This is a genomic window from Amycolatopsis arida (assembly GCF_900115565.1).
Lineage (GTDB): Bacteria > Actinomycetota > Actinomycetes > Mycobacteriales > Pseudonocardiaceae > Yuhushiella > Yuhushiella arida.
The window spans coordinates 96,707-110,732 of the sequence record NZ_FOWW01000003.1; the positions used below are offsets into that span (position 1 = coordinate 96,707).

Here is a 14,026-nt window from a genome sequence, read left to right on the forward strand (position 1 = left end):
GCGGCGCATCTCTCCGACAAGGGGGTAGCGGTGAACTTCGAAGATCGCGACGAGCCCGGCGGCGCCGACCACCCCGACGCCGAGCCTTCCCGGCGCCGACCGCTGGCCACCCGCCTGCTCCTGGGTGGGGTGATCGCCCTGGTGGGCGTCGTGGCGGCGTTGGTGGTGGGAATGGTGGTGCCCGGGCCGACCGTCGCCGTCGCCGGGTCCCCAGGTGACGTGCTGGCCGGCGGCACGCTCCGGGTGACGGGTGTGGTAAGCGACGCGCAGGTGTTGATGGACGGTCGACCGGTGGCCGCGCAGCGCGACGGTGACCGGTTGGTGGTGGACGTGAGTCGGCTCGAGGACGGGGAGCACGCGCTGGTGGTGCGGGTTCCTCGGGCGCTCCCGCTGCTGCCGGCCCGTGAGGTCACGCATCGGTTCCGGGTGGACACCACGCCACCGGAGCTCGAGGTGGCGGACCCGGTGCAGGCCGAGTCGCTGCGCGGGCCGGTGGTGATCCGGGGCCGCGCGCGGCAGGCCAGCGCGGTAACGGTGGACGACGTGCCGGCGCGGTTGGTGGGCGACGAGTTCACCGTGGAGCTACCGCGGCCACCCGCGGTGGCGCACGTCGTGGCGCGGGACGAGGCCGGCAACGTCGCCGAGCGGGACGTCACGGTGCAGGTACGGCATCCGGGGATGCGGGCGGTGCACATGTCCGCGCTGGCGTGGAGCTCGCCGAGCCTGCGGGAGCCGGTGCTGCAGATGATCCGCGAAGGCCGGATCGACACCGTCCAACTCGACATCAAGGACGAGAGCGGCGAGGTCGGCTACGACTCCCAGGTCCCGCTGGCGCGGGAGGTCGGCGCGGTCAAGGGCTACTACGACGCCGAGGAGACGCTGAGCCAGCTGCACGCCATGGGAGTGCGGGTGGTGGCCCGGCTGGTCGCCTTCCGGGACCCGCTGTTGGGCGCGGCCTCCTGGCGCGGCGGCCAGACCGACCGGGTGGTGCAGACCACCGACGGCCGGCCCTGGTCGGCGCACTACGGCCAGTACGCCTTCACCAACTTCGCCCACCCGGAGGTGCGGCAGTACAACATCGACCTGGCCACCGAGGCCGCCGAGTTGGGCTTCGACGACATCCTCTACGACTACGTACGCCGCCCGGACGGCCCCATCGCGCAGATGGTCTTCCCCGGCCTGGAAGACACACCGGAACACTCGATCGCGGAATTCCTCCGGCAGACCCGCCACCCGGTCCGCGCCCAGGGTGCCTTCCTGGGCGCCTCGGTGTTCGGCATCGCCGCCACCCGGCCTACCCAGATCGGCCAGGACATCTCCGCCATGGCCCACCACGTCGACTACATCGCCCCCATGGTCTACCCCTCTCACTGGGGCGCCGGCGAGTACGGGGTCGCCAACCCACCCGCCCAGCCCTACGACATCGTTCACCGCTCGCTGGCCGACTTCGGCCATCTCGTCGAGGGCACCGCCGTGACCATCATTCCCTGGCTCCAGGCGTTCTCCCTGGGCCACCACTACGGACCCGCGGAGATCCAGGCCCAGATCACCGCCGCCGGCGACAACGGGATGTCCTCCTTCCTCCTCTGGAACGCCGCCTGTCGCTACGACTCCTCGGCACTCCAGCCGGCGGGGTGAGTCCACCGTCGAGCGTCGCCGGGCCTCGGTTACCCGTCGCGCCCGCGATCGCGGTGAGCACCGCCGCCAAGGCCACCCCGGGACCTCGGCACCGCCGAGATTAGTGGTACAACGCGTCACAGATACTTGCTAGACTCCGCGATCGTGCGCAGCTACTTCGTGACCGGTGGCACCGGCTTCCTCGGCCGCAGGCTGGTGCCGCTCCTGCTGGAGCGGCCGGACTGCGACCGCGTGTACGTGCTGGTCCGGGAGCGGTCCCGGCCGCGACTGGCGGAGCTGACCGAGCGATGGCCGCACCCCGAGCGCGTGGTGCCCGTGGTCGGCGACCTCACCGCGGACCATCTCGGGGTCGACCCGGCCACGCTGCCGGAGCCGCCGGAGCACGTGCTGCACCTCGGCGCCGTGTACGACCTCACCGCCGATCCGGCGGTCAACGAGGCGGCCAACGTCGCGGGAACCCGCAACGCGCTCGATTTCGCCGCGCGCGCCGGGGCACGGTGGTTCCACCACGTCTCGTCCATCGCGGTCGCCGGGGAGCACCCCGGCCGGTTCACCGAGCGCGACTTCGACCTCGGCCAGCGGCTGCCCACCTCCTACCACGAGACGAAGTTCGCCGCGGAGAAGCTGGTCCGCGAGCAGAACCGGGTGCCGTACCGGGTGTACCGGCCCTCCGCGGTGGTCGGCGACTCGCGGACCGGCGAGATGGACAAGGTGGACGGTCCGTACTACTTCTTCCCGGCGTTCACCCGGCTCGCCCGCCTGCCCGCCTGGCTGCCGCTGCTCGCCCCGGAGCTGGGGAAGTCCAATGTGGTCCCGGTGGACTACGTGGTGCGGGCGATGGTCCACCTCGTGCACGCCGACGCCGAGTCTGGGGCCACCTACCACCTCGCCGCGCCGGAGTCGCAGTCGCTGAACGAGATCTACAACGCCTTCGCCGGTGCCGCCGGTGGCCCGCGGGTGGTACGCACCCTGCCGGTGGACCTCTCCGGACCGCTGCGCCGGGCCGGCCGCGCGCTGGCCCGGCCCGGCTCGGTGCGCCGGCAGGCGCTCACCGCCGCGCTGCGCGAGGTCGGCATCCCGGCCGAGGTACTGCCCGCGCTGAGCAGCCCGGTGGAGTTCGACACCACGGCCACCCGCGCGGCGCTGGCCGGAACCGGAATCGAGTGCCCGCCGCTGGCCGAGTACGCGCCCACGCTGTACCGGTACTGGGCCGAGCACCTCGACGTGGACCGGGCGCGCCGGGCCGAGCACGGCGCCCCGCTGCTCGGACGGCGGGTGATGATCACCGGGGCGTCCGCGGGGATCGGGAGGGAGGTGGCCCGGCAGGCGGCGCGGCGTGGCGCCACCGTGCTGCTCGTCGCCCGGCGCGCGGACGAGCTCGACGCGCTGCGCGACGAGATCGTCGCCGCCGGCGGGCAGGCGCACGGCTACCCGTGCGACCTCACCGACCCGGAGGCCGTGGACGCGACCGTGAAGCGGGTGCTGGCCGAGCACGGCGCGGTGGACATGCTGGTGAACAACGCCGGGCGGTCGATCCGGCGGTCGGTGGCACTGTCCACCAACCGGATCCACGACTTCGAGCGAACCATGGCGCTGAACTACTTCGCACCGCTGCGGCTGACGTTCGCGCTGCTGCCGGCGATGATCGAGCAACGGTTCGGCCACGTGGTCAACGTGACCACCCAGGGCCTGCAGAACCACACGCCGCGGTTCGCCGCGTACCTGGCGTCGAAGGCGGCGCTCGACGAGTTCGGCAAGGTGGCCGGGCGCGACCTGCTCGCCGAAGGGGTGACGTTCAGCCTGGTACGGCTGCCGCTGGTGCGCACCGCGATGAGCGCGCCGAGCGCGAAGGTGTACCGCCGGTTCCGGGCGCTGGACGCCGAGCAGGCCGCGGCGCTGGTGGTCCGGGCGTTGGAGCGGCGCCGCGAGGTGATCAACATGCCGGCGGGTGCCGCGGCCGACCTCGCCGACCGGGTCGCGCCACACAGCATGCGGCTGCTCACCCATCTGGCCGCGTACCAGGCGATGCCGGAGACCGCACCGGACACCCGCAGGCTCGAGCCGCGGCGGCACCCCGTGGTGGCCGTGGCCGCCACCGTGGCCCGGCTGCTGTGGCGACCGCGGTAGGTTCGTGGCGTGTCGGGACCGGCCAGGGATGGGCGCGCGGCCCGCTGGGAGGGCCAGCGGGAGCGGCGGCGCGCGGAGTTCGTCGAGGCGGCCATCGCGGCGATCGAGGAGCACGGGCCGGACGTGCTCACCGAGCAGATCGCGGCGCGGGCCGGCGTGGCGCGGACCCGGTTGTACCGGCATTTCGCGGACAGGGCCGACCTGCAGGAGGCGGTGTGCCGGCGGATCGTCGAGCGGCTGATGGGCGAGCTCGCGCCGATCTGGCGGCGCGGCCGGTCGCCGATGGAGCTGATCACCTCGGCGGTGGACACGATCCTGCGCTGGCTCGGCGCGCACGAGCCGCTGTACCGCTACCTCGGCCGCTGCTCCCGGGTGGACAGTGGCCGGTCGGCGGCGTTGGGCGACGTGACCGGGACGTTCGCGCTCAGCCTGAGCCGGCTGCTCACGGGTGCGCTGGACACGCTGGGCCGGGACGGGCGGGGCACCGAGCCGTTCTGCTTCGGGCTGGTGGCGTTCACCGAGGCGTCGGTGGGCCGATGGTTGGCCCGGCCGGGAGACCTGCCGGCCGCGGATTTCTCCGCCGACCTGGTGCGCGGTCTGTGGGCCCTGCTCGACGCGTTCCTCCGCGAGCGTGGTGTCCCCGTGGACCCGGACCGCCCGCTGCCGGAGCAGCTCCCGATCCCGGCCCTCGCCCCGGACCCCGCGCGGAGTGTCACGCCCGGTGAGAGCGAACGGCACCCTGCCAATCGAGCGTTCCGCGACCGGCGTTCGGGCGCTCGGGTATCAGCGCCACGCACAAACGCGGACGCACGGCCACACGGCTGAGCGAGCGCCACCGGAGCCACTGGCCTCGGCGACCAACCGCCGAGGCCTCGTCCCGACCGCCACCCAGGTCGTGCCGTAACTCCACAAGGGACGGTCCCAAACCCCCAAGCGAACTCGAAAATCGCAGCCATTCCTTTACCCCCACCCCCACCCGCACCAAGGGGGCCGGCCCCGCTTCCAGTCTAGCGGCCACCTCCGGCGGGTTGTTCGGAAAACGCTTCCTCGAGGGGAGTTGTCCACATCGCAGCGTGGGTGTGGACAAACCAGGAATTGCGCTCCGACCAGGGGTTACCTGGGTGGCGCGCGCTGGCCCGCGCAGGAGACTCGCATCCTGAAGGGGGAACTTTCGGTCCGAATACGGGATAACGCAGTGATCCGGAGGACCACGGAGCACCAGCGGAGCCACTGCCCGACGGGGAGCCCTTGTCGGGCCGAAGGTGACCCGACGAGGTATCTTGGTGGTCAGCAGGCGGCCCCGTGGCGAGCCTTGCGGTCAGGAGGCGGCCGCGCTGTGTCCCGGAAGGGCTCGCGGTGCCGAACACCGAACCCACTCCGCCCGTGGATCTCGCGATCCTCGACCAGGTCCCACGGCCAGGACCTGGACATCGTGCCCTGAAGCGGCGGAACTTCAGCACTCCGCCAGCAGGGCTCGCGACCCTCAGCGCGCAACCCGCGCAACCCGCGCAACCCGCGCAACCCGCGCCACCCAACGCAACCCAGCGCAACTCGGGCCACCCACGCAACCCGCACGACCCTGAACGTAGATCTCGCCGTCTCGAACGCAGGTCTCGCCGTCTCGCACGTAGATCTCGTGCTTCGGGGCGTGGGTCAGCGGGCGGTCAGTAGGCCCTTGGCGATGTGGGTCACCTGGATCTCGTTGCTGCCGGCGTAGATCATCAGCGACTTGGCGTCCCTGGCGAGTTGCTCCACGCGGTACTCGGCCATGTAGCCGTTGCCGCCGAAGAGTTGCACCGCCTCCATGGCCACCTCGGTGGCCGCCTCGGACGAGTACAGCTTCATCGCCGACGCCTCCGCCAGCGACGGCAGCCGCCCCGCGCGCACCGTCTCGATCGCGCGGAACACCATGTTCTGCACGTTCAGCCGGGCGATCTCCATCCTCGCCAGCTTCTGCTGGATCAGCTGGAACCGGGCGATCTCCTGCCCCCACAGCGTCCGGCGGCGCGCGTAGTCCAGGCTGAGCCGCAGGCACTCGTTGATCACGCCGAGCGCCATCGCCGCCACCCCGAACCGCTCCAGGGAGAAGTTCTCCCTGGCGCTGTCCCGGCCGTCACCGCCACGGTGCTCCTCCGTCTCGCCGAGCAACCGGTCCCGGCCCAGCCGCACGTCCGAGAAGAACAACTCACCGGTGGGCGAGGACCCGATGCCCATCTTCCGGAACGGCCTCGACCGCTCCACCCCGGGCATGTCGCCGTCGAGCACGAACGTCAACACCCTGCGGTCCCGCGGGTCGGTGCCGTCGCCCTCGTCCAGCTTCGCGTACACCACGATCGTGTCGGCGTAGGGCCCGTTGGTGATGAACGTCTTCCGTCCATTGAGGACATATTCGTCCCCGTCCCGACGCACGTTGGTCTTCATCCCGCCGAAGGCGTCCGACCCGGAGTCCGGCTCGGTGATCGCCCACGCGCCCACCTTCTCGAACGTGAGCAACCCGGGCACCCACCGCTCCTTCTGCGCCAGCGTGCCCCTGGTCATGATCGTCCCGGCGGCCAGCCCCAGGCTCACCCCCATCGCGGTGACGATCCCCATCGACACCCCGCACAGCTCGGAGATCGCGACCATCGCCAGCGCCTCCTGGCCGTTCAACTCCATCCCGAAACCAGGGCGCCGGCCGCCCGAGCGCTCACCGGCGGCCTTGCGCTTCTCGTGCTCGACCAGCTCACCGAACGCTTCCGACGCGATCGCGCCGACCCCGAACGACGTGAACAGCTTGCGGATGATGTCGTACGGCGGCAGCTCACCGCTTTCCAGCGCGTCGACATGCGGCCGTATCTCCTTGTCGACGAACTCCCGGATCGCCTCGCGGATCAGCTCGTCGGTCTCGGACCACTCGATCATGTCAGGCTCCCGGAAGCCGCTCGGCGATGTCGTCGATCCGCCACGGACCGTCGGTCTCGATGGTGCGCACGTCGTGCCACCCAACCAGCTCGCTGATCGCGCCGCCCTGCACGGCGAACACCTTCCCGGTGATCGGGCACGTCGAACTGGCCAGGTACGCCACCAGCGGGGAGATGTTGGCCGGGGCGAACGCGTCGAACTCCCCCTCCGGCACCTCCTGCGCGAAGATCGCCCCCATCCCGGGCGTCGCCAGGGTCAGCCGGGTCCGTGCGATCGGCGCGATGGCGTTGACCCGCACGCCGTAACGCTCCAGTTCCTCAGCGGCCACCAGGGTCAGCGCGGCGATGCCCGCCTTGGCCGCGCCGTAGTTGGCCTGCCCCGCGTTGGGCACCGTGGTCCCCGACGCCGAGGCGGTGTTCACCACGGAGGCGGCCACCGGCTCGCCGGCCTTGGTCCTGGTCTTCCAGTACGCCGCCGCGTGCCGCAGCACCGCGAAGTGGCCCTTCAGGTGCACGGCGATCACCGCGTCCCACTGCGCCTCGTCCATCCCGGCGACGAACGCGTCCCGCAGGATGCCGGCGTTGTTGACCACCACGTCCAGCCCGCCGAACTCGGCGACCGCCTGCTCCACCAGCCGCCGCGCGCCAACCCATTCGGCCACGTTGTCGATGTTGGCCACCGCCTTGCCGCCGGCCGCGGTGATCTCGTCGACCACCTGCTGCGCCGGCCCGGTGTCCGCGCCGGTGCCGTCGTTGCTCCCGCCGAGGTCGTTCACCACGACGCTGGCACCCTCCCTGGCGAACAGCAGGGCGTGCTCCCGCCCGATGCCCCGGCCCGCCCCGGTGATCACGGCGACCCGGCCGTCCAACACGCCCATCGCTACCCCTCGCTCCCTTCGGCGACCACGGCCAGCCCGTCCTTGACCACCACGTCATCATCCACAGTGGTCTCGTAGGCGTATCGCGTCGCACCGTCGTCCACGTCGGACTTCCAGATCCGGGTGGTGATGTCCTGCCCCGGCAGCACCGGCCTGGCGAACCGCACCGCCAGCCGGCGCAGCCGCCGCACGTCGGAGCCGGCGACCTCGGTCAGCACGGCCCACGAGGTGAACGCCATCGTGCACAGGCCGTGCGCGATGATCCCCGGCAGCCCGGCGGCGCGCGCCACCTCCTCGTCCAGGTGGATCGGCATGGGGTCGCCGGCCGCCGGCGAGTATCGGAACGTCTGGTCGTCGTCCACGTGCTGGGTCACCTCGGCCGCCGGCTCGGTGCCGCGCAGCTCGTCCGGGAACCGGTGCTCCGGGGCCAGCTCCCCGACCCGCTCATCGGCGTCGAACCCGCGCACGAAGAACGTCACGTTCTGCTCGTTCACCAGCTCGCCGGACTCGGTGCGGGTCTCCAGGTAGACGTTGGCCCGCGTGCCGTTCGGCAACCCCTCGTAGCCGCGCATCGTGCCACGGGCGACCAGCACGTCGCCGGGCCGGATCGGCCGGTGGAAGCGGAAGTCCTGCTCCCCGTGCAGCACCCGGCCGATCACCTCGAGCGGCACCACCTCCAGCGCCGGCTCCAACAGCGACTGGAACACCGGGACGATCGCGAACACCGGTGGTGCCACGTCCCCGGCCCGGTGCGCCGGGATGGGGTCGTTGGTGGCCTCGGCGTAGGAGACGATCCGTTCCCTGGTGACCTCGAACCGGGTCGGCTCGGTCCACCTGCCCAGACCAGCGGCGTCGAACCGCGGGGCCTGCTCGTCCACCGCCATGCCTCAGCCCGCGAGCAGCTGCGCGAAGTTCGCCAGCGACGTGTCGAGCTGCTTCTGGCCGTCCTTCTCCACGGCCTTGCCCAGCGCGCCGACGATCATCGAGCCGGTGAACTCCGCGTCCAGCCGGGCGCGCGAGCCGCCGTCCCCGGCCGGCTCCACCGACATGACGATCGCGACCTTCACCCCGGCCATCCCGGTACCGGAGATCCGGACCCGCTTCGGCTCCTCGTAGTCGTCCACGGTCCAGGTGATGGTGTTGGGCATGCCCAGCATCGTCACCACCTCGGTGATCTGGCTGCCGGCGGAGAACTGCCGTGGCACCTCGCCCTTCCACTTGGTGTGGATGGTCAGCCACTTCTCGAAATTGCCTGGGTCGGCGAAGACGTCCCACACCTTCTGCGGGTCGGCCGGCAGCTCCACCTCGGCGTTGATGCTTCCCATGAGGACTCCTTCGGTACGGAAACGGTCGGTTCAGCGCTCGGCTGGCCGGTAGGCGGTCACCACGGCGGCGCCGCCGAGGCCGATGTTGTGCTGCAGCGCGACCTTCGCGCCGGGCACCTGCCGCGCCCCGGCGGTGCCACGCAGTTGCCAGGTCAGCTCGGCGCACTGGGCGAGCCCGGTGGCGCCGAGCGGGTGCCCCTTGGAGATCAGCCCGCCGGAGGGGTTGACCACCCACCGGCCGCCGTAGGTGGTGTCGCCGGCGTCGACGAGCTTGCCGCCCTCACCCTCGGGGCACAGCCCCAGCGCCTCGTAGGTGATCAGCTCGTTGGTGGAGAAGCAGTCGTGCAGCTCGATGACGTCCACATCGGACGCCGAGAGCTCGGCCTGCCGGTAGACCCGCTCGGCCGCGGCCCTGCTCATCTTCGCGCCGACCAGGCTGATCGCCGAGTCGTCCTCGAACGTGCTCGGCAGGTCGGTGACCATGGCCTGGCCGACCACCTCCACCGCCCGCCCGGCGAGGCCGTGCCGCTCGACGAACCGCTCGCTGGCGACGACGGCCGCGCCGGATCCGTCCGAGGTCGGCGAGCACTGCAGCTTGGTCAGCGGCTCGTAGATGACCTTCGCGCCCAGCACGTCCTCCAGCGAGTACTCCTCCTGGAACTGCGCGTACGGGTTGTTCACCGAGTGCCGGTGGTTCTTCACGCCGATTCGAGCGAACTGCTCGGCGGTCGTGCCGTACTTGCGCATGTGCTCCCGCCCGGCCGCGCCGAACATCCACGGCGCCGGCGGCATCGCCACCTCCTCGAGTTCGGCCAGCGCGAGGATGTGCCGCATCATCGGCTGCTCGCGGTCGTCGTACGTGCCGCCCAGCGAGCCGGGCTGCATCTTCTCGAAGCCCAGCGCCAGCGCGCAGTCCACCGCCCCGCTGCGCACCGCCTGCACGGCCAGGAACAGCGCGGTCGACCCGGTGGAGCAGTTGTTGTTGACGTTGACCACGGGGATGCCGGTCAGGCCCAGCTCGTAGACCGCCCGCTGACCCGAGGTCGACTCGCCGTAGACGTAGCCGACGTAGGCCTGCTCGACCCGCTCGTAGTCGATGCCGGCGTCGGCCAGCGCCGCCGAGCCCGACTCCCTGGCCATCTCCGGGTAGTCCCAGCCCTCCCGCCGGCCGGGCTTCTCGAACCTGGTCATTCCGACACCCACGACGTAAGTCCTGACACCCACCGCGGCGACTCCTTCGACGTCGGCTGCTCGATGCCCAGCACGCTAACATACGTACCGTCCTGAATGTAAGTTACGAAGGCGAGTTTCCCGCCCGCCACGATGATCTTGGCCGCGCACACCGCGCGCCCGAGGGTGGGCCATGGACGGTTGCGTGCACCCCTGCCGACCGGAGCCGGCGGTCAGGACCGGGCGGACACCTGGCGAAGCAGGTCGTCGACGCTGACCCTGGCGCGGTCGAGCACCGCCTCGGCGAGCACCCGCAGCTCCGCCTTCGCCCGCCGCCACCGCGCCGCGAGCTGCCGCTCGTCCCGCGCGGCGAAGCCGCCGACGAGCACCCCGCGCACGGTGTCCATCACCGTGTAGAAGTAGTTCAGCAGCTCCTGCTGCGTCGCGCGGTCCGGCAGCAGGGCCTGGGCGATGCCGATCATGGAGCCGGTGGCCGCCGGCTCCACCGCGACGATCTGCCGGCGCAGCTCCGGGTCGGTGCGCGCGACCAGCCACAGCTCGACCGTCGCGGTGAACACCGGCCCCTGGTGCAGCTCCCACACCAGGTCGAGTACGTCGCCGATCGGGTCGGTGGACTCGACCAGTTGGGACATCCGCTGGATGGCCTGCTCGGTGCGCCGGGCGGCGAGGTGGTGCACGGCGGCGGTGACGAGGGCGGCCTTGGTCGAGAAGTGGTGCGCCTGGGCGCCTCGGGTCACCCCGGCCCTGCGCACCACCCTGGACGTGGTCATCCCCGCGTAGCCGTGCTCGACCAGGCAGTCGATCGTGGCGTCGAGGAGCTTGCGCCGCGTCTCCGCGCTGCGCTCGTCCTGCGTGCGGCGCGGCCGCGCCGGTGCGTTCATCCGCCACCTCCCTCGATCGACCTTCGGGCGGGCGGCGACGCACCTCCCGGGCGGGCGAACCCGCATCGTACTTCGGCGGAGCCGATCAGAACACGGAAACCGGCAGCCCTGCCGGTAACCACATTGGTCTGGACAAATTGATCAACGCTCTCTACCGTGGCCACATCCGCCGCCACTCCACCGCCGCGCGACGACCGGCCAAGCACTGACCGAGCCCCGGCGAGGTGAGGAGTGCGGCACGGAAGGCACTGGGAGCCGAGCGGAGGGAGGACATCCGTGCACCTTCGCCGCGAACTCGGTCGCAGACTCGGCGCACTCGCCCTCACGGCCGCCGCGCTGGCCGCCACGGCGCCCGGCACCGGCGCCGCAGATACCGCCGGCGGCGCCGGCACCGCCGGCGTGGCGCACCGGCCCGGCTGGCGGCTGGTCGCGGCGGAGGGCTTCGGCCGCCCGCTGCACGTCGACGCCGCGCCCTGGGTGCGCGACCCGCTCGGGCCGAACAGCCCGTGGGCGGTCGACGCCTTCGACGACGACGGCGCGGCGTTCCGCGCCATGAGCGACCCGGACTTCTCCGCGCAACTGGCGACGCTGGACATCTACCGCAAGCGGGTGGCCTTCGGCGAGCGAGGCTGGCTCACCGCGGAGATCGCCGCGGTGGACTCCGACCGCGACGGCCGGCCGGACTCCAACCCAGGACTGTCCACCGTGCACGTTCCAGGGCACGGAAGGGCGGCCAGGATCGACCAGCCGAGCTGGGACGCCGGGGTGCTGATCCGGCCGACCCGGCCGCTGCCGCCGCGGTACCGGGTGGAGATGACCCTGCGCGCCATCGACTTCGGCGGCACCCGCGACGGCTCGTTCTCCTACGACGGCAAGTTCAACGGGTACCGGCCGACCGGCTGCAAGACCAGCTACCCGTGGACCTTCACCGGCGCGTTGCCCGGCACCGCGCGCTGCGACTACCCGGACGTCACCCGGTTCAACGGGTTCTACTACCTGACGATCCTGGACCACGCCAACCCGGCGCCGCACGGCAACCCGGGCATCCACTACCGCCGCAAGGTCATCATGGACGGCTACTACACGGCCACCCAGAACCCGTACGGCACCTGCAACCCGGCCACCGGACAGATCTACGGCACCCCGGACAGCAGCGCCAACGGCGTGAACGCGATCTTCGCCAGAGGGGACCGGTTCCGGAACAACAACGTCAGCAACGAGTACTACTTCAAGACCGCGTGCGGCGAGTTCGACGGCACAAAGCCGTTCGGCCCGGACGGCCGCTACCGGGGCATCCTGACCAGCGCCGAGCTCCAGCCGGAGCTGCTGCCCGCGGCGGAGTACCGGTTCGCGGTCGAGCGCGACGGGTCCGGCTACACCATCGAGATGAGCGGGCCGTTCCGCTTCGTCGGCCAGACCACGCTGCGGTTCCGGCACGAGTTCGTCGAGGACGGCCGGCCGATCTGGCACCACAACAACACGCCGGACGCCTACGGCGGCGAGTTCGACACCTCGCTCACCTCCACCGGCCCTTCCGGGGAGTACCGCACCGAGCACACCTGGCCGGCCGGCTCGGCCTACCCGGACACGTTCATCATCGGCGACCCGCACCTGAACTTCTACGAGGGCTCGGCGGTGGTCGACGACATCCGGCTCTACGTCCCGCGGAGGTGAGCGGTGGACGCCATCCAGAAGGTGCTGGCCTTCCTGGCCGACAACATCTTCGGCCAGGTGCCGATCCTCATCGGACTGATCACCCTGGTCGGGCTGCTGCTGCAGCGCAAACGGATCGAGGACGTCGTCGGCGGCGCCCTGCGGGCAACGATCGGCGTGGTGATCCTGTTCATCGGCATCGAGGTGTTCACCGGAGGGCTCACCAGCTTCCAGGCGGTGCTGGCCGACGCGATGGGCACCACCCCGCCGAAGGCCGACCGCACGCTGACCGACTTCCTGAGCACCCACGGCGGCACCATCGCGCTGGTCATCACCGTCGCGTTCGGCCTCCACGTGCTGCTGGTCCGGCTGTTCCCGGCCGCCCACTACCTCTACCTCACCGGTCACCTGATGTTCTGGGTCAGCGCGGTCACCGTGGCGATGCTGGTCACCGTGGCCCCCGGCGCCGACCAGCTCACCCTGGTGCTCTGCGGTGCGGGGTTCGTCGCCGCCTACTGGACGCTGCAGCCGCTGTGGATGCGGCCACTCATGCGCGGGGTGATCCCGCAGGACACCTTCGGCTTCGCCCACACCAGCTCGCTGACCTGCGTGCTCGCCGGTGTCGCGGCCCGGCCACTGGGCAGCAGGGAGCGGCACGACACGGAGAAGCTGCGGCTGCCCCGGCAGCTGTCCTTCTTCAAGGACGTCAACGTCAGCACCGCGCTCGTCATCTCGGTGCTCATGCTGATCGGCGTGGCGCTGGCCGACCCGGCACTGGTCGCCGGCCAGGCCGCGGAGCTGGACGAGAAGCTCTCGCCGTGGGTGTGGGGGCTGCTGGTGGGGCTGCGCTTCGCCGGCGGCATCGCCATCCTGCTGTTCGGCGTGCGGATGTTCCTCGCCGAGATCGTGCCGGCGTTCAAGGGCATCAGCGACAAGGTGATCCCCGGCACCCGCCCGGCGCTGGACGCGCCGACGGTGTTCCCGTCCGCCCCCACCGCGGTGATGCTCGGGTTCGTCTCCGCGACCGCGGTGTTCCTGGGTTGTCTCGGCGCGTTCGCCGCGGCCGGCTGGTTCACCCTGGCCCCACCGATGATCATGCTCTTCTTCGTCGGCGGCGCGAGCGCGGTGTTCGGCAACGCGGTGGCCGGCTGGCGCGGCGCCCTGCTCGGCGGGGTGCTGACCGGGCTGGTGCTGGCCATCGGGCAGGCCGTCACCTGGGGTGCGCTGTCCGGCACCGCGCCGGAGTTGGCCACCCTGGCCGACCCCGACTGGTACGCGATCGTGTGGCTGCTGCAGCTGGTCCGGCCGCTGGTCGGCGGGGCGGCGATCTGGGTGGTGCCCGGGGTCGCGCTGGCCGCGACCGTCGGGGTGCTGATGCTGCTCGGCCGGCGCGAGCGGCGCGCCGCCGGGCGCGAGCTGTCGACGGCGTGAGG

The 14,026-nt window shown here is 71.6% G+C and carries 11 protein-coding genes; 5 read left to right on the forward strand and 6 right to left on the reverse strand.

Translation table 11 applies throughout. The features are described 5' to 3' along the window. Positions 1–30 precede the first annotated feature (30 nt). The 3 genes from BM051_RS09850 to BM051_RS09860 all read left to right on the forward strand — a co-directional run bounded on the left by BM051_RS09850 (position 31) and on the right by BM051_RS09860 (position 4,590). On the forward strand, positions 31–1,638 hold the full coding sequence (locus BM051_RS09850; protein ID WP_243859475.1) for a putative glycoside hydrolase: 1,608 nt from the start codon (positions 31–33) through the stop codon (positions 1,636–1,638). Positions 1,639–1,782: 144 nt separating this feature from the next. Next, the gene (locus tag BM051_RS09855; protein WP_092530341.1) at positions 1,783–3,765 is read left to right on the forward strand and encodes an SDR family oxidoreductase; all 1,983 of its coding nucleotides are present in this window, start codon (positions 1,783–1,785) and stop codon (positions 3,763–3,765) included. Between the two features lie 9 nt (positions 3,766–3,774). Then, the gene (locus tag BM051_RS09860) at positions 3,775–4,590 is read left to right on the forward strand and encodes a TetR/AcrR family transcriptional regulator (protein WP_092529789.1); all 816 of its coding nucleotides are present in this window, start codon (positions 3,775–3,777) and stop codon (positions 4,588–4,590) included. A gap of 828 nt (positions 4,591–5,418) precedes the next feature. On the opposite strand, the gene BM051_RS09865 is transcribed toward BM051_RS09860, so the two are convergent. The 6 genes from BM051_RS09865 to BM051_RS09890 form a co-directional block, all read right to left on the reverse strand. Continuing rightward, the gene (locus BM051_RS09865) at positions 5,419–6,666 is read right to left on the reverse strand and encodes an acyl-CoA dehydrogenase family protein (RefSeq protein WP_092529790.1); all 1,248 of its coding nucleotides are present in this window, start codon (positions 6,664–6,666) and stop codon (positions 5,419–5,421) included. Between the two features lies 1 nt (position 6,667). Continuing rightward, positions 6,668–7,543 carry an SDR family oxidoreductase gene (locus tag BM051_RS09870; RefSeq protein WP_092529791.1) on the reverse strand — a complete coding sequence of 292 codons (876 nt, stop codon included), beginning with the start codon at positions 7,541–7,543 and terminating at the stop codon, positions 6,668–6,670. A 2-nt stretch (positions 7,544–7,545) separates the two neighbouring features. Then, a complete protein-coding gene (locus BM051_RS09875; RefSeq protein WP_092529792.1) occupies positions 7,546–8,427 on the reverse strand; it encodes a MaoC/PaaZ C-terminal domain-containing protein in 882 nt (293 codons plus the stop codon). 3 nt (positions 8,428–8,430) lie between these two features. Beyond that, positions 8,431–8,868, reverse strand: a complete 438-nt coding sequence (locus tag BM051_RS09880; protein WP_092529793.1) for a type II toxin-antitoxin system Rv0910 family toxin — start codon at positions 8,866–8,868, stop codon at positions 8,431–8,433. Positions 8,869–8,898: 30 nt separating this feature from the next. After that, positions 8,899–10,092, reverse strand: coding sequence for a lipid-transfer protein (locus tag BM051_RS09885; RefSeq protein WP_092529794.1), 1,194 nt, complete (start codon positions 10,090–10,092; stop codon positions 8,899–8,901). A 179-nt stretch (positions 10,093–10,271) separates the two neighbouring features. Then, positions 10,272–10,940, reverse strand: coding sequence for a TetR/AcrR family transcriptional regulator (locus BM051_RS09890; RefSeq protein WP_092529795.1), 669 nt, complete (start codon positions 10,938–10,940; stop codon positions 10,272–10,274). Positions 10,941–11,216: 276 nt separating this feature from the next. Between BM051_RS09890 and BM051_RS09895 the strand changes: the two genes are divergently transcribed. Both BM051_RS09895 and BM051_RS09900 read left to right on the forward strand, forming a co-directional pair. Further along, positions 11,217–12,614: a hypothetical protein gene (locus BM051_RS09895; RefSeq protein WP_177216912.1), complete on the forward strand. Its 1,398-nt coding sequence runs from the start codon at positions 11,217–11,219 to the stop codon at positions 12,612–12,614. A 3-nt stretch (positions 12,615–12,617) separates the two neighbouring features. After that, entirely contained in the window at positions 12,618–14,024 is a 1,407-nt protein-coding gene (locus tag BM051_RS09900; RefSeq protein ID WP_092529796.1) for a PTS ascorbate transporter subunit IIC, read from the forward strand. Positions 14,025–14,026 lie beyond the last annotated feature (2 nt).

What these genes read in the sequence shown, in the direction of transcription:
- BM051_RS09890 (WP_092529795.1), bottom strand. Translation starts at nt 10,940, where the DNA reads ATGAACGCACCGGCGCGGCCGCGCCGCACGCAGGACGAGCGCAGCGCG.
- BM051_RS09870 (WP_092529791.1), bottom strand. Translation starts at nt 7,543, where the DNA reads ATGGGCGTGTTGGACGGCCGGGTCGCCGTGATCACCGGGGCGGGCCGG.
- BM051_RS09875 (WP_092529792.1), bottom strand. Translation starts at nt 8,427, where the DNA reads ATGGCGGTGGACGAGCAGGCCCCGCGGTTCGACGCCGCTGGTCTGGGC.
- BM051_RS09865 (WP_092529790.1), bottom strand. Translation starts at nt 6,666, where the DNA reads ATGATCGAGTGGTCCGAGACCGACGAGCTGATCCGCGAGGCGATCCGG.
- BM051_RS09880 (WP_092529793.1), bottom strand. Translation starts at nt 8,868, where the DNA reads ATGGGAAGCATCAACGCCGAGGTGGAGCTGCCGGCCGACCCGCAGAAG.